This window comes from uncultured Sphingomonas sp., assembly GCF_913778135.1.
Lineage (GTDB): Bacteria > Pseudomonadota > Alphaproteobacteria > Sphingomonadales > Sphingomonadaceae > Sphingomonas.
Map to the genome: position 1 here is coordinate 1 of NZ_CAJYVU010000099.1, position 17,517 is coordinate 17,517.

At 67.5% G+C, this 17,517-nt stretch carries 19 protein-coding genes and 1 tRNA gene; 13 read left to right on the top strand and 7 right to left on the bottom strand.

The window, feature by feature from the left end:
- A partial coding sequence (gene thiC, locus QZ847_RS09405; RefSeq protein WP_294355928.1) for a phosphomethylpyrimidine synthase ThiC occupies positions 1 to 1,320 on the top strand: 1,320 nt, incomplete at its 5' end.
- A gap of 3 nt (positions 1,321 to 1,323) precedes the next feature.
- On the opposite strand, the gene QZ847_RS09410 is transcribed toward thiC, so the two are convergent.
- Together QZ847_RS09410 and QZ847_RS09415 are read right to left on the bottom strand one after the other, a co-directional pair.
- Entirely contained in the window at positions 1,324 to 1,770 is a 447-nt protein-coding gene (locus QZ847_RS09410; protein ID WP_294355930.1) for a hypothetical protein, read from the bottom strand.
- A gap of 639 nt (positions 1,771 to 2,409) precedes the next feature.
- Positions 2,410 to 2,484: transfer RNA gene (locus QZ847_RS09415), tRNA-Gly, on the bottom strand.
- A gap of 193 nt (positions 2,485 to 2,677) precedes the next feature.
- On the opposite strand from QZ847_RS09415, the gene QZ847_RS09420 reads away from it, so the two are divergent.
- The 7 genes from QZ847_RS09420 to QZ847_RS09450 all read left to right on the top strand — a co-directional run bounded on the left by QZ847_RS09420 (position 2,678) and on the right by QZ847_RS09450 (position 9,174).
- On the top strand, positions 2,678 to 3,388 hold the full coding sequence (locus tag QZ847_RS09420; protein WP_019515425.1) for a response regulator transcription factor: 711 nt from the start codon (positions 2,678 to 2,680) through the stop codon (positions 3,386 to 3,388).
- Positions 3,389 to 3,392: 4 nt separating this feature from the next.
- On the top strand, positions 3,393 to 4,724 hold the full coding sequence (locus QZ847_RS09425) for an ATP-binding protein (protein ID WP_294355932.1): 1,332 nt from the start codon (positions 3,393 to 3,395) through the stop codon (positions 4,722 to 4,724).
- A 121-nt stretch (positions 4,725 to 4,845) separates the two neighbouring features.
- Positions 4,846 to 6,390: a SulP family inorganic anion transporter gene (locus QZ847_RS09430; protein WP_294355934.1), complete on the top strand. Its 1,545-nt coding sequence runs from the start codon at positions 4,846 to 4,848 to the stop codon at positions 6,388 to 6,390.
- A gap of 145 nt (positions 6,391 to 6,535) precedes the next feature.
- Positions 6,536 to 7,381 (top strand): TorF family putative porin, encoded by an 846-nt coding sequence (locus QZ847_RS09435; protein WP_294189951.1) that lies wholly within the window; start codon positions 6,536 to 6,538, stop codon positions 7,379 to 7,381.
- 97 nt (positions 7,382 to 7,478) lie between these two features.
- Positions 7,479 to 8,375, top strand: a complete 897-nt coding sequence (locus QZ847_RS09440; RefSeq protein WP_294355936.1) for a tetratricopeptide repeat protein — start codon at positions 7,479 to 7,481, stop codon at positions 8,373 to 8,375.
- On the top strand, positions 8,372 to 8,989 hold the full coding sequence (locus tag QZ847_RS09445) for an LON peptidase substrate-binding domain-containing protein (RefSeq protein WP_294355938.1): 618 nt from the start codon (positions 8,372 to 8,374) through the stop codon (positions 8,987 to 8,989). Before QZ847_RS09440 ends, QZ847_RS09445 begins: the two co-directional genes overlap by 4 nt.
- A complete protein-coding gene (locus QZ847_RS09450) occupies positions 8,986 to 9,174 on the top strand; it encodes a Trm112 family protein (RefSeq protein WP_294355940.1) in 189 nt (62 codons plus the stop codon). The genes QZ847_RS09445 and QZ847_RS09450 overlap by 4 nt, the downstream gene beginning before the upstream one ends.
- Positions 9,175 to 9,184: 10 nt before the next feature.
- On the opposite strand, the gene msrA is transcribed toward QZ847_RS09450, so the two are convergent.
- The 4 genes from msrA to pabB all read right to left on the bottom strand — a co-directional run bounded on the left by msrA (position 9,185) and on the right by pabB (position 13,233).
- A complete protein-coding gene (gene msrA / locus QZ847_RS09455) occupies positions 9,185 to 9,829 on the bottom strand; it encodes a peptide-methionine (S)-S-oxide reductase MsrA (RefSeq protein WP_294355942.1) in 645 nt (214 codons plus the stop codon).
- Positions 9,830 to 9,868: 39 nt separating this feature from the next.
- Complete coding sequence (locus tag QZ847_RS09460) at positions 9,869 to 10,018, bottom strand: hypothetical protein (protein ID WP_294190797.1); 150 nt, start codon at positions 10,016 to 10,018, stop codon at positions 9,869 to 9,871.
- A 206-nt stretch (positions 10,019 to 10,224) separates the two neighbouring features.
- Complete coding sequence (locus QZ847_RS09465; RefSeq protein ID WP_294355944.1) at positions 10,225 to 11,424, bottom strand: pyridoxal phosphate-dependent aminotransferase; 1,200 nt, start codon at positions 11,422 to 11,424, stop codon at positions 10,225 to 10,227.
- A 54-nt stretch (positions 11,425 to 11,478) separates the two neighbouring features.
- Positions 11,479 to 13,233 (bottom strand): aminodeoxychorismate synthase component I, encoded by a 1,755-nt coding sequence (gene pabB, locus QZ847_RS09470; RefSeq protein WP_294355946.1) that lies wholly within the window; start codon positions 13,231 to 13,233, stop codon positions 11,479 to 11,481.
- A gap of 149 nt (positions 13,234 to 13,382) precedes the next feature.
- On the opposite strand from pabB, the gene QZ847_RS09475 reads away from it, so the two are divergent.
- Positions 13,383 to 14,045, top strand: coding sequence for an MBL fold metallo-hydrolase (locus QZ847_RS09475; RefSeq protein ID WP_294355949.1), 663 nt, complete (start codon positions 13,383 to 13,385; stop codon positions 14,043 to 14,045).
- A gap of 27 nt (positions 14,046 to 14,072) precedes the next feature.
- On the opposite strand, the gene QZ847_RS09480 is transcribed toward QZ847_RS09475, so the two are convergent.
- Positions 14,073 to 14,516 carry an MAPEG family protein gene (locus tag QZ847_RS09480; protein WP_294355950.1) on the bottom strand — a complete coding sequence of 148 codons (444 nt, stop codon included), beginning with the start codon at positions 14,514 to 14,516 and terminating at the stop codon, positions 14,073 to 14,075.
- Between the two features lie 202 nt (positions 14,517 to 14,718).
- Between QZ847_RS09480 and rpmF the strand changes: the two genes are divergently transcribed.
- The 4 genes from rpmF to QZ847_RS09500 all read left to right on the top strand — a co-directional run bounded on the left by rpmF (position 14,719) and on the right by QZ847_RS09500 (position 17,391).
- Positions 14,719 to 14,898 carry a 50S ribosomal protein L32 gene (gene rpmF / locus QZ847_RS09485; RefSeq protein ID WP_093006719.1) on the top strand — a complete coding sequence of 60 codons (180 nt, stop codon included), beginning with the start codon at positions 14,719 to 14,721 and terminating at the stop codon, positions 14,896 to 14,898.
- An 84-nt stretch (positions 14,899 to 14,982) separates the two neighbouring features.
- Positions 14,983 to 16,017: a phosphate acyltransferase PlsX gene (gene plsX / locus QZ847_RS09490; RefSeq protein ID WP_294355952.1), complete on the top strand. Its 1,035-nt coding sequence runs from the start codon at positions 14,983 to 14,985 to the stop codon at positions 16,015 to 16,017.
- Positions 16,014 to 16,994, top strand: a complete 981-nt coding sequence (locus QZ847_RS09495; RefSeq protein WP_294355954.1) for a beta-ketoacyl-ACP synthase III — start codon at positions 16,014 to 16,016, stop codon at positions 16,992 to 16,994. Before plsX ends, QZ847_RS09495 begins: the two co-directional genes overlap by 4 nt.
- Positions 16,995 to 17,091: 97 nt before the next feature.
- Complete coding sequence (locus QZ847_RS09500) at positions 17,092 to 17,391, top strand: integration host factor subunit alpha (protein WP_093006899.1); 300 nt, start codon at positions 17,092 to 17,094, stop codon at positions 17,389 to 17,391.
- Positions 17,392 to 17,517 lie beyond the last annotated feature (126 nt).

The following is a 17,517-nucleotide window of genomic DNA, read 5'->3' on the forward strand; positions in this document are numbered from 1 at the left end:
TTCGTCCGCGACGAAGTGGCGCGCGGCCGGGCGATCATCCCCAACAACATCAACCACCCCGAATCCGAGCCGATGGCGATCGGCCGCAACTTCCTGGTCAAGATCAACGCCAATATCGGCAATTCGGCGGTCGCCAGCAACGTCGCGTCCGAGGTCGACAAGCTGGTCTGGTCGATCCGTTGGGGCGCGGATACGGTCATGGACCTGTCGACGGGCCGCAACATCCACGACACGCGCGAATGGATCATCCGCAATTCGCCGGTGCCGATCGGCACGGTTCCCATCTATCAGGCGCTGGAAAAGGTCGGCGGCATCGCCGAGGAGCTGACCTGGGAAATCTTCCGCGACACGCTGATCGAACAGGCCGAGCAGGGCGTCGACTATTTCACCATCCATGCGGGCGTGCGCCTGCCCTACATCCCGCTGACCGCGAAGCGCGTCACCGGCATCGTGTCGCGCGGCGGCTCGATCATGGCGAAGTGGTGCCTCGCGCATCACAAAGAGTCGTTCCTCTACGAACGCTTCGACGAGATCACCGAGATCATGAAGGCCTATGACATCGCCTATTCGCTGGGCGACGGCCTGCGCCCCGGCGCGATCGCCGACGCCAATGACGAGGCGCAGTTCGCCGAGCTCTACACGCTGGGCGAGCTGACCAAGCGCGCCTGGGCGCAGGACGTGCAGGTCATGATCGAGGGCCCCGGCCATGTGCCGATGCACAAGATCAAGCAGAATATGGACAAGCAGCTGGAGGCGTGCGGCGAGGCGCCCTTCTATACCCTCGGGCCGCTGACCACCGATATCGCGCCGGGTTACGACCATATCACCAGCGGCATCGGTGCGGCGATGATCGGTTGGTACGGCACCGCGATGCTCTGCTACGTCACGCCCAAGGAGCATCTGGGCCTCCCCGACCGCGACGACGTCAAGGTCGGCGTGGTGACCTACAAGCTCGCCGCGCACGCCGCCGACCTCGCCAAGGGCCACCCCGCCGCGAAGATGCGCGACGACGCGCTGTCACGCGCCCGCTTCGAATTCCGCTGGCGCGACCAGTTCAACCTGTCGTTGGACCCCGAGACGGCCGAGCAATACCACGACCAGACGCTGCCCGCCGAAGGCGCCAAGACCGCGCACTTCTGCTCGATGTGCGGGCCGAAATTCTGCTCGATGAAGATCACGCAGGAGGTGAGAGACTTCGCCGCCAAGCAGAACGCGCCGGTCGAAACGTTCGTCGCGGCGGGTGAGGCGGAGGCCGGCATGGCCGAGATGAGCGAGCGGTTCCGTGAGAAGGGTGGGGAGGTTTACCTGCCGGCGGAGTGAAACCTAACCCTTCAACATTGATGATCGCTGTTCGACAGCGCGATATGCGGCCGGAAGCTGGTGCGCTTCCGGCCAATAACCAAGTCCTTTTAGACTGATAAAACGGCGTGATCGCCAAAGGTTCGTCCCAAAAACCTTCGCTTTATCAGCCCCGACGAATTCAAAGCCATTTTGCTCTAGACGAGTAAGTAGCTGGCTTCTCGATAAAGGTTTGCCTTCCGCAAGGATCAACTGCTCTGCGGCATCAAGGAGCGTGCTGTTATCCACCCCTGCGCGGCCGCGCCGCTTACCGCGTGTCGGAGGCATCAACTCCAACTCGTAATTACCCGGAGCGATGCGGCGAGTGCCGGAGTCTAATTGCTCGTGCTCTGCTATGAGACGATCGACGAGATTTAGCTCCCTCCGCAGGCGCTCTCGTCGTTCATATGCAAGACGCAGAAACTCATCCATGCCTCAGCCCTCGCAAATTACCGTCAATAAAGTCTTAAAATTCCACTCAGGCAAGTGAATTCGGAGTCCAGAGTGTTGCGCAGGAGTGCAGTTGGTCGTATGGAATGCTTGGAGACACAGAATCAGAGGAGGTGCGATAGCTAGATGCAAGACCGGCAATGCCGGAATCGAAGAAGGTCGACCTAACGGCCGACCTCCCCGAGACTTCTACGTCAAGCGACGCGAAGCATCCTGTGCAAAGGCGCGAATCGCACGCTCTGACGGAGGGGTCAAGTCCTCCCCTTCTAGGAGACGTTCCATGGCCGATAAGGCAATGCGTGACGACGGAAAGACCTATATCTTCCGTCAGTGCATCACGCTTCGGAACGGGACGCGGATCTGCAAGCCTAAAGGGCAAGCATTCCGCATCCCTGTGAACGACGACGAACCGAGCTAAGCCGGGGCCGGCGGTCAGAGCGCCGGCTTCTTTGATAAGGCTAGGATTGGGGCCTATGCCCTTTGCTGTTGCCGCGTTTCCATTCCGTCTGTCTGCTTGACGGGCCCGCCGCGGCGAAGCCGCGTCGTCAGTCGACGCAATGCGTCGCTGGCCGGGCGTGTTGCTGGTTCGCGAAATAGCGCCGCTATTTCGCGGCAACACGCTGGAGCGGGCGAAGGGATTCGAACCCTCGACCCCAACCTTGGCAAGGTTGTGCTCTACCCCTGAGCTACGCCCGCTCTGGCGTCTTCGGATCGGTCGGCGAGAAGCCGTTCCGATCGGGGAGCGGCGCCACTAGCATCGCCCCCAGGGGTCGGCAATAGCCAATTTCGCGCGCCCGCCACTTTTTGCACGGCAAAAGGGCCGCGGCGGGCAAATGATCGGCTCACCTTGATTGACCGCGATCAACCTGACCGATACCCGCCTGTAGCCATGACCGCCCCGACCATCCTGCTCGTCGAGGACGATCCGTCGCTTCGCATGCTGACCGCGCGTGCGTTGCAGGAGAACGGCTTCCTCGTCCGTCCCGCCTCCGCCGCGCCCGAGATGTGGCTCGCGTTGGAGAATGGCCCCGTCGACCTCGTGCTGCTCGACATCATGCTGCCGGGCACCAGCGGCATCGATCTGTGCCGCACGCTCAGGCAGAAAAGCGACGTGCCGATCATCTTCATGTCGGCGCGCGCGAGCGAGACCGACCGCGTCGTCGGGCTGGAGCTGGGCGCGGACGATTACATCGCAAAGCCGTTCGGCACGCGCGAGCTCGTCGCGCGCGTCCGCGCGGTGCTGCGCCGCCCGCCGATGGATCGGCTGGCGGGCAATGCCGAGCAGGGCGTGCTGACCTTCGACGGCTGGACGATCAACCTGCCCCGGCGTGAGCTGACCAGCCCGACGGGTGCGATCGTTGATCTGACCGGTGCGGAGTTCGACCTGCTCGTCGTGCTCGCCGATCACGCGCAGCGCGTGATCGCGCGCGAACGGTTGATCGAACTGTCGCGCACGCGGCTGGGCGACAGCTCCGACCGCTCGATCGACGTGCTGGTCAGCCGGCTGCGGCGCAAGCTGGGTAGCGCTGGAACCCCCGCGCCGATCGTCACCGTGCGCGGCGTCGGCTACATGCTGAACGTCGCGGTCGAGCGCCAGTAAGCGCTTGCGGCTGCTCCGGCGCCCGGCCTTCGGGCTGCTCGGGCAGGTCGTCGCGATCCTGCTCATCACGCTGCTGATCGAGTTCGGCGCGAGCACAATCCTGTACGAGCGCGCGAGCGGTTTCGCGGTGCGCGACGACGAGGCCAACCGGCTGGCCGAGCATCTGGTGATCAGCCGCCGCCTGCTTGCCGAGCGTCCGCCGCAGGGCCGCAGCACGATGGCGGCCGAGCTGACCACCGACCGCTACGCGCTCACCTGGTCGCCGACGCCGCACCCGACGCCCAGGATCGCCCCCGCGCTCGATGAAATGCAGCGCCAGGTGCTCGAATGGGAGCCGAGCCTGCAGAACGCCAACCTGCAACTGCGGCTGCTGTCGCCCGGACGCCGCTCGGTGGTGACGGGCGGCATGCAGCTGGCGGACGGCAGCTGGGTTTATTTCCGCACGCTGGCGCCGATCGGCGGGCTCAGCTTCGCCGCCGAGCGGATCGCACTGGCGCTGATCCCGGCGATCGCGCTGATGGTGCTGGCGGGCGTCGCGCTCAGGCGCAGTTTCCGCCCGCTTCGCATGCTCGCCGCCGCCGCCGACCGCGTCGGGCACGGCGCGGTCGAGCCGGTCGAGGTCGATGGCCCCGGCGAGGTGCGCCGCGTCATCAGCGCGTTCAACGACATGCAGGAACGCATCCGCGCGCTGATCGCGGGGCGGACGCAGGCGCTCGCCGCGGTCGGCCACGACCTGCGCACTCCGCTCGCGCGGCTTCACCTGCGCACCGAAGCGCTGCCGCGCGACGACACGCGCGAGGCGATCCTGCACGATGTCGCCGAGATGGAGGCGATGATCACCTCGCTGCTCGCCTTTCTGGGCGGTGCCGAGCCCGAAGCGCCGTCGATGGTCGACCTGGCGGTGCTGTGCGAAACGGTGATCGACGACGCCGCCGATCGCGGCGCCGACGCGGTGTACGAGGGGCCGGACCACCTCGAGCTGCATGTGCGCCGGTTGTCAATCAAGCGCGCGATGACCAACCTGGTCGAGAATGCGCTTCACTACGGCAGCAGCGTCACGCTGACGCTCGCGCGCGAGGATACGGGCGTGGTGATCCGCGTCGCCGACGATGGCCCCGGCATCCCCGAGGACAAACTGCGCGAGGTGCTCGAACCCTTCGTCCGGCTCGATCCCGCGCGCGGACGCGACACGGTTGGGTTCGGGCTCGGCCTTTCGATCGTTGCCAAGGCAGTGGCGGACGAGGGCGGCACGCTGACGCTCTCGAACCGCGCAGAAGGCGGGCTGGAAGCATGCATCAGCCTGTTGGACACACAACGACACAGCGACACACAATAACACAGCTGCGCCGAGCAGCAGCAACGCCCGGTTGATACTCGTTCACATTCGGTTGGATGGGAGAGTCGCTCGTGGCTTGTGGTCGTGCTCGCAGTGCCGGTGTCGTCGAGGGGGCGGCGCGATGAAACACGAGGTGATCGCCCGGCCCGGCGTGTCGGTTCCCTCGCGCCAGTTCTTCGCGCGTGACCTAACCGCGTCGATCGTCGTCTTCCTGGTCGCAATGCCGCTCTGCATGGGGATCGCGGTCGCCTCGGGCGTGTCGCCGGAGAAGGGGCTGATCACCGGCATCATCGGTGGCATCGTCGTCGGCATGCTCGCGGGCTCGCCGCTCCAGGTCAGCGGTCCAGCCGCGGGCCTCGCGGTCATTGTCTACGAACTGGTGCGCGATCAGGGGCTGAGCGCGCTCGGCCCCATCCTGCTGCTCGCGGGTGCGATCCAGCTGGCGGCGGGCATCTTCCGCCTCGGCGGCTGGTTCCGCGCGATCTCGCCTGCGGTGGTGCACGGCATGCTCGCCGGCATCGGCGTGCTGATCGTCGCCGGGCAGTTCCACGTCCTGTTCGATGCCAAGCCGCTGCCCAGCGGATTGCAGAACCTGTCGGCGGCGCCCGCGCGGCTGTTCGGCCTGTCGCCGTTCAATCTCCAGGCGACCGAGATCGCGTTCGGCATCGGCCTCGCCACCATCGCGGCGATGCTGGCGTGGGAGAAATTTCGGCCCGCCTCGCTGCGGCTGCTGCCGGGCGCGCTGGTTGGCGTGCTGACCGGCACATTGCTGGCGGTCGCGCTCGGCCTCGACGTGGCGCGCGTGCAGGTGCCCGCGTCGATTACTGCCGCGATCGCGCCGCCCGCCGCCGGCTTCTGGGCGCAGTGGCTCGATCCCGCCATCCTGACCGCCGCGCTCGCGATCGCGTTCATCGCCTCGGCCGAGACGCTGCTCTCGGCCGCCGCGGTCGACAAGATGCACGACGGCGTGCGCACCGACTATAACAAGGAACTGCGCGCGCAGGGCGTCGGCAACATGCTGTGCGGCCTTGCCGGATCGCTGCCGATGACGGGCGTGATCGTGCGCTCGTCGGCCAACGTGCAGGCGGGCGCGGTGACGCGCGCGTCGGCGATCCTGCACGGCGCGTGGATCCTCGGCTTCGTCGCACTGCTGCCGTGGCTGCTGCGCGAGATCCCGATGGCGGCGCTGGGTGCGATCCTGGTCGTCACCGGCTTCCGCCTCGTCAGCCTCGACCACGCGCGGCATCTGATGCGCGACCACGGCCTGCTGCCGGTGCTGATCTGGGCGGCGACGCTGATCACCGTCGTTACGACCGATCTGCTGACCGGCGTGCTGGTCGGCATCGCGCTGACCACGCTGGAGCTGGTCCCGCACCTCAGCCGGCTGCGGCTGCGCGTGGTGGAGGGCGGCGATGCGGATCGCCACGCGATCGCGCTGAATGGCACCGCGACGTTCCTGACGCTGCCCAAACTGTCCGACACGCTCGACCGCGCACCCGCGGGGACGCCGGTCGCGCTCGACGTCTCGGGGCTGCGCGCGGTCGACCACACCAGCGCGGAGATGCTGCGCGACTGGTTGCAGCGGCGCCGTCAGGCGGGCGGCAGCGTCGATGTGACGGGTGCGAGTGGCCGGATCGCCACGCTCACCGCGGCGACGGCGCACTGAGCCACATTGCCGCTTGATGTGAAGAGGAACGCCCGATAGCTTCCCCTTCGCAGGTGCAGCACTGCCCGCCCGATCGATGATAATCCACGGGTGAGAGCAACGCGTACCGGCAAGCAGGAGGAGCCTCTACAACAAGGAGGTTCCCATGAAGTACGTTCTGTTATCCGCGCTGGCGCTGTCCGCCGTCGCAACCCCTGTGCTGGCGCAGGAAACCGCCCCGCCCAAGCCCGTCACCGTGACGGGAAGCGTCGCGCTTCTGACCGACTACCGCCTGCGCGGCGTGTCGCAAACCGACAAGGAAGGCGCGATCCAGGGCGGGATCACCATCACGCACGAGAGCGGACTGTACGGCGGCGCCTGGGCATCGAACCTCGCCGGCTGGGGTACGTTCGGTGGCTCGAACATGGAGCTCGACCTGATCGGCGGGTACAAGATGCCGATCGGCGGCGGCGCGGCACTCGACGTCGGCCTGACGTGGTACATGTATCCCGGCGGCGCATCGAAGACCGACTTCGCCGAGCCGTTCGCCAAATTGTCGGGCACGGTCGGCCCCGCGACGGTGCTGGTCGGTGTCGCCTATGCGCCCAAGCAGGAGGCGATCGGCAAATGGTACAATTCCGCTGCCGATTACGCGACCGGCATCCCCAATCGCCCCAACAAGAAGAACGACAACCTTTATCTATGGGGTGACGCTGCCGCTGCGATTCCGACCACGCCGGTGACGCTCAAGGCGCATCTGGGTTACTCGAAGGGCAACTCGGGCCTAGGACCGAACGGCACCAGCCCCGCGCCGACGGGTGAGTATCTCGACTGGTTGCTCGGCGCCGATCTCGCCATTCCGGGAACGCCGCTGACGCTCAGCGCGGCCTATATCGACACCGATATCTCAAACCGCGAGTCGGCTTACCTGAAGCCAAACTTCGCCAGCACCAAGAACGGCAGCTCGATCGCAGGGTCGACCGCCTTGTTCTCGATCAGCGCGGCGTTCTGACGCGACGCAAACGAGCGGGGAGGGGGGTTTGTATCCCCGTCCCCGTTCCCACATAAGGGCCGCACGCGAACAGGAGCAGCCCTTGGCGACGTTAGGCATGTCACCGGCCGAGAAAGAGGCCATTCAGACGTTTCGGTCGGAGGTCGTCGAACCGTCGATGACCAAGCTGGTGATCATCGATTTCTGGGCCGAATGGTGTGGGCCGTGCAAGGCGCTGACCCCCGTGCTGGAAAAGGTCGCCGCGGCCTATGCCGACAAGGGCGTCGTGTTGGCGAAGGTCGACACTGACAAGAACCAGTTCATCGCCGCGCAATTCCAGATCAAGTCGATCCCGACCGTCTACGCGATGTTCCAGGGACAGTTGGTCGCCGACCTGACCAGCGCGCGCACCGAATCGCAGCTGCGCACGATGCTCGACCAGCTGCTGCGTCAGCTGCCGATCCAGGGCGAGGCGCAGTCGCAGGAGGCCGAGCTCGAACCGCTCGTCCAGATGGGCGAGGAGGTGCTGGCGTCTGGCGACGCTGAACGCGCGCTGTCGATCTTCGACCAGCTGGCCGAGATGGCGCCCGAGCATCACGCGGTCGTCTCGGGCCGGGTCCGCGCGCTCGTGGCGCTTGGTATGACCGACGAGGCCGAGGCGATCATCGCCGCGCTGCCCGACGATCTGGCAAAGCTGCCCGACATCGAGCGCGCGCGCGCCGCGCTGGCGCTGGCGCGCTCCGCCCCCGCGGTCGACGATCTCGCCCCGCTGGAGGCCGCCGTGGCGGCGAACCCGGAAGATCACCAAGCGCGCTTCGACCTCGCCAACGCGCAGATGGCCGCGGGCAACCGCGACGCCGCCGCCGACAACTTCCTCCACATCACCGCCGCTGACCGCGCGTGGAACGAGGGTGCGGCACGGACGCAGCTGCTCAAGCTGTTCGAGGTCGTCGGGCTCGAGGACCCGTGGGTTTCGGCGCAGCGCCGCCGGCTGTCGGCGATCCTGTTCGGATGACGCGCACGCGGCTCTCGATCTTCCCGCTGCCCGGAGCGCTGCTGTTCCCCGGCATGCACCTGCCGCTCCACATCTTCGAGCCGCGCTACCGTGCGATGGTGTCCGACGCGATGGCGCGCGACCGCCGCATCGGCATGATCCAGCCGCGCCCCGACAGCGACCCGCAGGACCCCGATCTGTTCGACGTCGGTTGCGTCGGGCGCATTGCCGAGTTCGAGGCGATGGAGGACGGACGCTACAACCTGATCCTCGAAGGCGTGGCGCTGTTCCGCGTGACCGACGAGCTCGATGTCTCGACCGCGTTCCGCCAGGTCGAGGCCGAGCTGCTGCCGGTCGAGGACGACCAGACGCTGGCACTGGGCGAGCGCTCGTCGCTCGAACTCGAATCGAAACGGTTCGCCGAGGCGCTCGGCTACGCGGTCGATTGGGAATCGGTCGGGCGGTTGGACGATGCCGCGCTGGTCAACGGCGTCGCGCAGATTGCCCCGTTCGACGTCGCGGCGAAGCAGGCGTTGCTCGAGAGCAAGGGCATCTCGGCGCGCTGCGAGCTGCTGGTGCAGTTGATGCAATTCTTCGGTCGCCACGACGGCGACGAGCGGGTGACGCTCCAGTGAGCGCGGTGCTCCCGTCGGGCGAGCTCGACCCGTGGCTGCTCGAGAAACTCGTCTGTCCGGTGACGCGCGCGCCGCTGCGATACGATCGTGAGGCAGGCGAGTTGATCTCCGACGCTGCCGGCGTCGCCTATCCGATCCGCGACGGCGTGCCGGTCATGCTGATCGAAGAAGCACGCCCTCTCTGACGCGTGCCGTTCAGACCGCGAGCTTGGGAAATCCGGCACGGAACGCCGCGACCTTGGGCTTGTCCCACGTCACGATATACGGGTGCGTCGGGTTCCGGTCGTAAAAGTCCTGATGATACGCCTCGGCCGGGAAAAAGGCGCCGCGCTCGATCTTGGTCGCGATGGCGCGCGGAAAGGCGTGCGCGTTGCTCAGCTGGCGGATGTACGCCGCAGCGACGCGCGCCTGATCGGGTGTCTGCGGGAAGATCGCCGAGCGATAGCTGGTGCCGCTGTCCGGCCCCTGCCGGTTCACCTGCGTAGGGTCGTGCGCGATCGAGAAATACACGCGCAGCAGCGTCGCGTAGCTGACCTGTCGCGGATCGTAGCTGATGCGAATCGCTTCGGCGTGCCGCGTCGTCTCGCTGCTGACTGCCGGATAGTTCGCGGTCGCACGCGTGCCGCCGGCGTAGCCCGCGGTCACCGACTTCACGCCGCGCACGTGCTCGAACACCGCTTCCATGCCCCAGAAGCATCCGCCGGCGAGTACCGCGGTCTGCACGCCCCCAGCGGCGGGCACGTCCACGGCCGCGGCCGGGATCGGCACCGCGCGCTCCGCCTGTGCGGTCCCACATGCGCTGAGCATCAGCGCGGCGGCGAGGAGGGGGCGAAATGTCATGAAACTGATATAGGTCAGCGACTTGCGCGCTGCCAGAGGTCAGCGCGTCGCGTGGATCGGAGCCGGCTGGACCACGTGCGCGCCCGATTGCGCCACCGCCTCGGGCTGCAGCGCGAACAGGCCAACCGCGCCGACGGCGAACCCGCCGGCGAACTGCCAGAAGAAGCTGGTCTTGAACAGGCGAAGCATCGTGAACATCCTGCTGCGAACCGCCCACCCGTCCGTCCCGAACGCGCGCCGCGGCACTGGTTTCCGTCTAACGTGGCTTTAGGTGAGCGCGGATGAACCGACGCTGGTTCACCCGTTCATCTGCCAGCGATATATGGGCACCAGACACCCGCCGATACAGCAACAATCGAAAGAGATCGTTTACGCTCGTGCGCTGATCGCCCGCATCAGCGGAGCGCGGCGCAGGCCTGCTGAATGCGGGTGCACGCCTCGCGCAGCAGCGCTTCGGAGGTCGCGTAGCTGATCCGTATCGCGGGCGAGAGGCCGAACGCGACTCCCTGCACCGCCGCCACGCGCGCGTCGTCGAGCAGATAGCCGACGAAATCGCTGTCGCTCTCGATCCGCTGGCCCTTGGGCGTCGTCTTGCCGATCACGCCCGCGACGCTCGGATAAACGTAGAACGCACCCTCGGGCGTCGGGCAGGTGATCCCGTCCGCCTCGTTGAGCATCGCAACCACCAGGTCGCGCCGCGCCTGAAATGCGTGCGCCCGCTCGGCCAGGAACGACTGGTCGCCCGTCAGCGCGGCGACCGCGGCGGCCTGCGCGATCGAGCACGGGTTGCTGGTCGACTGCGACTGCAGCTTCGCCATCGCCTTGATCAGCCACGGCGCGCCGGCGGCGAAGCCGATCCGCCACCCGGTCATCGCATACGCCTTCGAACAGCCGTTCACCGTCAGCGTGCGCTCGTACAGCGACGGGCAGACTTCCGCGATCGTCGCAAAGCGGAAGTCGTCGTAGACGATGTGCTCGTACATGTCGTCGGCGAAGACCCAGACATGCGGGTGGCGCTCGAGCACCGCACCCAGCGCCTTTAACTCGTCGACCGTGTAGGCAGCACCGGTCGGGTTCGACGGCGAGTTGAGGATCACCCACTTGGTGCGCGGCGTGATCGCGCCTTCCAGCATCTCGGGCGTCAGCTTGTAGCCGTATTCCGCGCCCGCCGGCACGACCACCGGGGTGCCGTTCGCGAATTGCACCACGTCTGGGTAGCTGACCCAATAGGGCGCGGGGATGATGACCTCGTCGCCCGCCTCCACGGTCGCGACCAGCGCGTTGAACAAGGTGTGCTTGCCGCCGACGTTCACGCTGATCTGCTGCGGCGTATAGGTCAGGTTGTTGTCGCGCGCGAATTTGGCGACGATCGCGTCCTTCAGCTCGGGCGTGCCGTCGACGTTGGTGTATTTGGTGCGGCCATCGCGGATGGCCTGGATCGCGGCTTCCTTGACGAACTCGGGCGTGTCGAAATCGGGCTCGCCCGCGCCCAGCCCGATCACGTCGACGCCCGCGCGTTTCAGCTCCATCACGCGGCTGGTGATCGCGAGCGTCGGCGAGGGCGAGATGCGATCGAGCGCGGCGGAGGTCTTCACAGGCGTTACCCTTCCTGTACGGAAAATGCGTGCGGGCCTATGGAACGCGCACGGTTATTTCGCAACTGCGGGATGTGCGGTGACCAGCCTCGCGGGCATGAGACCGCGCAGCGCGTTGCCGAGCAGGAACCCATTGGCAAGGTCGCCGCCGTGCAGCACTGCCTCGCGCGCCCGGCCCGTGTCCAGCAACTCCGCGCGCAGCACACCCGGCAGCAGCGGACCCGCCGGCGGCGTCAGCAGCACGCCGCCGTGTTCGACGAACAGCGAGGTATAGCTCCCTTCCGTCAGCGTGCCGTCGGGGGCGACGAACACCACCTCGTCGCATCCGCTCGCGCGCCTGGCCGCATCGTAGAAGGCGCGGTCGCTCGTCTTGTGGCGCAGTCGCCAGTCGGCGGGGGAGACGGGCAGCGGGACGGCCGCGACCCTCAAGGGCACCGTCGGCGAGGCGGGCAGCGGCGACACCTGGATCGCCACCGCGCCGCTCTTCGCCAGCAGCATCCGCACGCGTGCCGGCTCACGCAGGCGGAAGGTCGCGGCCTGCAACTCGTTGCGCGCGTCATGGCGGTCGAATGCGAAACCGAGCGTCGCCGCGCTGTCCTTCAGCCGCGACAGATGCCGCTCGATCAGGGTGATCCCCTCCATCGGGTCGAACGCCATCGTCTCGATCAGGTCGAAGCTGCGTTCGCCGCGGACAAGGAACGCGCCCTTCGCCAGCGCCTCGTCCCATTCCGCGTCGGCGGTCGAGTCGGCGACGATGCCGCCGCCCAGCCCGATCGTCGCGCCCGTGCCGTCCGCTGACAGCGCCAGCGTGCGGATCGCGACGTTGAACATCGCGTCGCCGTTCGCGTCGATCCGCCCGATCGCGCCGGTGTAGACGCCGCGCGCGTCCGCCTCGATCGCGTCCAGCGCCTGGATCGCACGGACCTTGGGCGCGCCGGTGATCGACCCGCACGGGAACAGCGCCGACAGCACGTCGAGCGCGTCGACGCCGGGCGCCTTTGTCGCGGTGACGGTGGAGGTCATCTGGTGGACGGTCGGGTAACGTTCGAGCGCGAACAGCTCGGGCACTGCAACGCTGCCCGCCACCGCGACGCGCGACAGGTCGTTGCGCATCAGGTCGACGATCATTAGGTTCTCGGCGCGCTGCTTGGGATCGCTCGCCAGCGCGGTGGCGGCATCGGAGTCGGCCTGCGGATCGGTCAGGCGCGGCGCGGTGCCCTTCATCGGGCGGCAGGTGAGGCGATCGCCCTCCAGCGCGAAGAACAGTTCGGGCGAGAAGGACAGGAACGTCGCCCCGCCGGTCGCGACAATTGCGCTCCACCCGCCGCGCGTCGCGGCGCGCAACCGCGCGTAGAGCGCCAGCGGATCACCCGCGACCGCCACATCGGCGCGAAAGGTCAGGTTTGCCTGGTACAGGTCGCCCGCGGCGATCAGCGCCTGCACGCGCGCGAACATCGCGTCATACTTGGCGCGCGTCACCCGCGGCTCGAGTGTACCGATCCACGCGCCGGCTGGGTCGGGCAGCAGCGCCGGCACGTCGACACGCTCGTAACCGTCGAACAGCCCGAACCAGGCGAGCGGCGCGTCGCCGGCACGCGTCGCGGCCGCTGCGGGCTCGAACGCGCCACTCGCCTCGTACGACACGAACCCGGCCGCATCGCCGCCGTGTGCGCGAACCGCGTTCAGCAGCGGCGCGATCTCATCGAGCGCGTACGCCGTCAGCGTCACCCGCGGATTGCGATACAGCCGCGCGGGCGCGCCGCCGTCGCGCGCGTCGTCCAGCAGGACGTAAGGGGGCTCGATCCGCATCCGGTCCGCGTGATGCCCGTGCGTTACGCACCCGGCAAGCGCACGAAGGCGTGTTTCGCCCGGTAGCGCTCGGATTAACCGCGATTGTTGCCGTGTCTCCCTGCCCCCACTTCTGTCACATTGCTCCCGAACGACGTAAGAGACGATCCATGACGACCAACACGCCTCCGTTACGCGCCGCGATCATCCCGGTGACGGCGATCGAGCAGAATTGCACGCTGATCTGGTGCACGAAGACGATGCGCGCGGCGGTGATCGATCCCGGCGGCGACCTGCCGCGGATCAGGGCGGCGATCGCGCAGGCGGGTGTCACGGTCGAGAAGGTGCTGCTGACGCACGGGCATATCGACCACGCCGGGGAAGCGCGCCCGCTCGCCGATGAATTGGGCGTCAGCATCGAAGGTCCCCACGAGGACGACCGCTTCTGGCTCGCGCGGCTGGAGGACGACGGGCGCCAATGGGGTATCCGCGGCGTCAACACCGAATCGGACCGCTGGCTGGTCGACGGTGACACGGTGACGGTCGGCGAATTGACGCTCGACGTCTACCACACGCCGGGCCACACTGCGGGCCATGTCATCTTCCATCACGCGCCGTCGTGTTTCGCGCAGGTCGGCGACGTGCTGTTCCAGGGCTCGGTCGGGCGCACCGACCTGCCGCAGGGCAATCACAAGCAGCTGATCGAATCGATCGTGACCAAGCTGTGGCCGCTCGGCGACACGCATTTCATCCCCGGCCATGGCAAGCCCAGCACCTTCGCGCACGAGCGGCAGCATAACATGTTCGTCAGCGACCGCGCACTCGCCGCCTGATCGCGACTCGGGCGCGGCGACGCGCGTTCAGCCGCGCGTGGCGTCGATCGGCACCGTCGTGATCGCGCCGTCCGTGCGCGCGTCCGGGCTGTAGACGAGCACCAGTGCCCAGACGGCCAGCCCGGCGAGCACGACCCAGGTGCCGACGATCCCGCCCGCGCGCAGCGGGTTGGGCGCGGCGCGGTCCATGCCCAGCCCGTGCGCCACCCGCGCGACCACGAACACCGCGCCCGCCACCCACAGCCACGTCGGCGAGCCGCCCGCGAGTTCGATACCCGCCAGAAGGATCAGCACGAAGGGCGCATATTCGACGAAATTGGCGTGCGCGCGCACCGCGGCCTGCAATGGCCCCGCGCCGCCATCGCCGATCATCACCTTGCCCTTTATCCGCCGCTGCGACACGCGCAGCGCGAGCCAGATGTTGATCGCGGCGCACGCCGCCGCGATCGTCAGCGTCATCGGTAGCAGCATGTGAACGGCCCTTTTCCTGTGCTGGCCAAACGTGACATTACCGCCACCCGGTTGCAACGCTGGCAGAATTGGCTATAGGCGCGTCACTTCGCGATGCGTGCCGATGTGCGGCTGCCTGCCGCGGTCGCCCTCGTGCCGGCCGTTCGGGTGACCGGTACGGCGTGCGTCGTTCAATACGTAACACTTGGATCAAGGTGCCGAAATGGCCGTCCCTAAGCGAAAGACTTCCCCCTCACGCCGCGGCATGCGTCGCTCGCACGACGCGCTGTCGATCTCGGCGTTTCAGGAATGCCCGAACTGCGGCGAGCTGAAGCGTCCGCACAATCTGTGCACCGCCTGCGGTCACTATAACGGCCGCGAGATCGTCTCGGTCGAGGGCTGAAGGGCCTGGCGCGGACCCTTCGCGTTCGCGCCCGCGTTTGACTAGCGCGTTGAATTGACGCGTTCGATTGGAGTGCCCCGTCTCATGTCCGACAGTTCCGTGATCGCCATCGATGCGATGGGCGGTGACAAGGGGCTGGAGGTCATGCTGGCGGGCGTTGCGCGTGCGCGTCGCCTGCACGACGGCCTGCGCTTCCTGTTGGTCGGCGACGAGGCGGCGATTCGCGCCGGTCTCTCGCGTCACCCGAACCTGTCGCAGGCATCCGAGGTCATCCACGCGGCCGACGTGATCGCGGGCGAGGAAAAGCCGAGCCAGGCGCTGCGCCGCTCAAAGACCTCGTCGATGGGCGTGGCGATCGACTGCGTGAAAAAGGGGCGCGCCGGCGCCGCAGTGTCGTCGGGCAATACCGGCGCGTTGATGGCGATGGCGAAGCTCAGCTTGCGCACCATGCCCGGCATCGACCGCCCCGCGCTCGCCGCGCTTCTACCGACGCTCGGCGACAATGACGTGGTCATGCTCGACCTCGGCGCGAACACCGAGTGCGACGCGCGCAACCTGACGCAATTCGCCGTCATGGGTGCTGCCTATGCCCGGATCGTGCTCGAACTCGATCGACCGCGCGTCGCGCTGCTCAATATCGGCAGCGAGGACCAGAAGGGCACCGGCGAGATCAAGGACGCAGCACAGATGCTGCGCGCCGCGACCCACCTGCCGATGGATTTCACCGGCTTCGTTGAGGGCGACCGTTTGTCGCGCGGCGACCACGACGTGATCGTCACCGACGGCTTCTCGGGCAACATCGCGCTCAAGACCGCGGAAGGCACCGCGCGCTTCGTCGCCGACCTGCTGCGCCGTGCCTTTTCCAGCTCGGCGCGATCGAAGATCGGCTTCCTGATCTCGCGCCCCGCGACCGACCTGCTGCGCAACCATCTCGATCCGAATAACCACAATGGCGCGGTCTTCCTCGGGCTGAACGGCCTGGTGCTCAAAAGCCACGGCAGCGCGAACGAGATCGGCGTCGCCACCGCGATCGGCAACGCCGCCAAGATGGTGAAATCCGACCTCGCGCGCCGCATTGCCGAGGATTTGAGCAACATCGACGCGAAGGCTGCCGCATGATCCGCTCGGTTCTCATCGGCACCGGTTCCGCGCTGCCCGCGCGCCGCGTCTCCAACGCCGAGCTGGCCGAGCAGATCGACACCAGCGACGAGTGGATCGTCGAGCGCACCGGCATCCGCTTCCGCCACCTCGCCGGCCCTGACGAGACCACCGCGACGCTCGCCTATGACGCGTCTAAGGCCGCGCTCGCCGCATCGGGGCTCGCCGCGCAGGATATCGACCTGATCGTCCTCGCCACCGCAACGCCCGACCAGACGTTTCCGGCGACCGCGACCAAGGTGCAGGCGCTGCTCGGCATCGACGATTGCGTTGCCTTCGACGTCGCCGCGGTCTGCTCGGGGTTCCTCTACGCGGTGCAGGTGGCGGACAGCATGATCCGTGTCGGCGCGCACCGCCGCGCGCTCGTCATTGGCGCGGAAACGTTCAGCCGCATCCTCGACTGGGAGGATCGCACCACCTGCGTCCTGTTCGGCGACGGCGCGGGCGCGATCGTGCTCGAAGCGCAGGAGAGCGCCGACGACGTGTCGAGCCCCGGCGCGCGCGGCATTCTGGCGGCCAAGCTCCACGCGGACGGGCGTCACAACGAACTGCTCTACGTCGACGGTGGTCCCTCGACCACCGGCACGGTCGGCAAGCTTCGCATGAAGGGACGCGAGGTATTCCGCCACGCCGTCACCAACCTGTCGGCGGTGATGGCGGAGGCGCTGAAGGGTATCGACCTTACCCCCGATCAGGTCGACTGGGTCGTGCCCCACCAGGCGAACGCGCGCATCCTCGACGCGACCGCGCGCAAGCTCGGGCTGCCGGCCGAGCGCGTGATCGTGACGGTCAACCAGCACGCCAACACCTCCGCCGCCTCGGTTCCGCTCGCGCTCGACACCGCGGTGCGCGACGGCCGGATCAAGCCCGGCCACCTCGTGGTGCTGGAGGCAATGGGCGGCGGCTTCACGTGGGGCGCGGCGGTGCTGCGCGTCTGATCAGACGGTTGTACCGTAACGGGTACACCTGCGCAGTCGACAAAGTCGCTTCGGCTTTATACCACCGGAAAACAGGCATGTGGGGGAACCGATGAGCATGACGGATGCGGGCACGCTGACGCGGGCCGACCTGGCCGAGGCGCTGCACAAGCAGATCGGCCTCTCGCGCGCCGATTCCGCCCGCGTGGTCGAGCAGATCCTGGCCAAGATGTGCGAGGCATTGTCGCACGGCGAGAACGTCAAGATCTCCGGTTTCGGCACCTTCGTGCTGCGCGACAAGGGCGAGCGGATCGGCCGCAATCCGAAGACCGGCGTCGAGGTGCCGATCGCACCGCGCCGCGTGCTCACCTTCCGTGCCAGCCAGATGATGCGTGATCGCATCATGGCCGCGGATTGAGCGTGACCCGCCGGTGAGCCCGGCCGGCGAGGGCTCGGACCGCGAGCGTGTCGCCGCGTCCAAATCCGACACCGCCTTTCGCACCATCGGCGAAGTCACGCAGCTGACCGGCGTTGCGCCGCACAT

Bases quoted from the DNA above. Each gene is read 5' to 3' on its own strand.
- QZ847_RS09410 (WP_294355930.1), bottom strand. From the start codon at position 1,770: ATGGATGAGTTTCTGCGTCTTGCATATGAACGACGAGAGCGCCTGCGG.
- QZ847_RS09445 (WP_294355938.1), top strand. From the start codon at position 8,372: ATGACGCGCACGCGGCTCTCGATCTTCCCGCTGCCCGGAGCGCTGCTG.
- QZ847_RS09430 (WP_294355934.1), top strand. From the start codon at position 4,846: ATGAAACACGAGGTGATCGCCCGGCCCGGCGTGTCGGTTCCCTCGCGC.
- QZ847_RS09460 (WP_294190797.1), bottom strand. From the start codon at position 10,018: ATGCTTCGCCTGTTCAAGACCAGCTTCTTCTGGCAGTTCGCCGGCGGG.
- QZ847_RS09495 (WP_294355954.1), top strand. From the start codon at position 16,014: ATGATCCGCTCGGTTCTCATCGGCACCGGTTCCGCGCTGCCCGCGCGC.
- QZ847_RS09420 (WP_019515425.1), top strand. From the start codon at position 2,678: ATGACCGCCCCGACCATCCTGCTCGTCGAGGACGATCCGTCGCTTCGC.
- pabB (WP_294355946.1), bottom strand. From the start codon at position 13,233: ATGCGGATCGAGCCCCCTTACGTCCTGCTGGACGACGCGCGCGACGGC.
- QZ847_RS09440 (WP_294355936.1), top strand. From the start codon at position 7,479: ATGTCACCGGCCGAGAAAGAGGCCATTCAGACGTTTCGGTCGGAGGTC.
- QZ847_RS09480 (WP_294355950.1), bottom strand. From the start codon at position 14,516: ATGCTGCTACCGATGACGCTGACGATCGCGGCGGCGTGCGCCGCGATC.
- QZ847_RS09500 (WP_093006899.1), top strand. From the start codon at position 17,092: ATGACGGATGCGGGCACGCTGACGCGGGCCGACCTGGCCGAGGCGCTG.
- plsX (WP_294355952.1), top strand. From the start codon at position 14,983: ATGTCCGACAGTTCCGTGATCGCCATCGATGCGATGGGCGGTGACAAG.
- msrA (WP_294355942.1), bottom strand. From the start codon at position 9,829: ATGACATTTCGCCCCCTCCTCGCCGCCGCGCTGATGCTCAGCGCATGT.
- rpmF (WP_093006719.1), top strand. From the start codon at position 14,719: ATGGCCGTCCCTAAGCGAAAGACTTCCCCCTCACGCCGCGGCATGCGT.
- QZ847_RS09435 (WP_294189951.1), top strand. From the start codon at position 6,536: ATGAAGTACGTTCTGTTATCCGCGCTGGCGCTGTCCGCCGTCGCAACC.
- QZ847_RS09475 (WP_294355949.1), top strand. From the start codon at position 13,383: ATGACGACCAACACGCCTCCGTTACGCGCCGCGATCATCCCGGTGACG.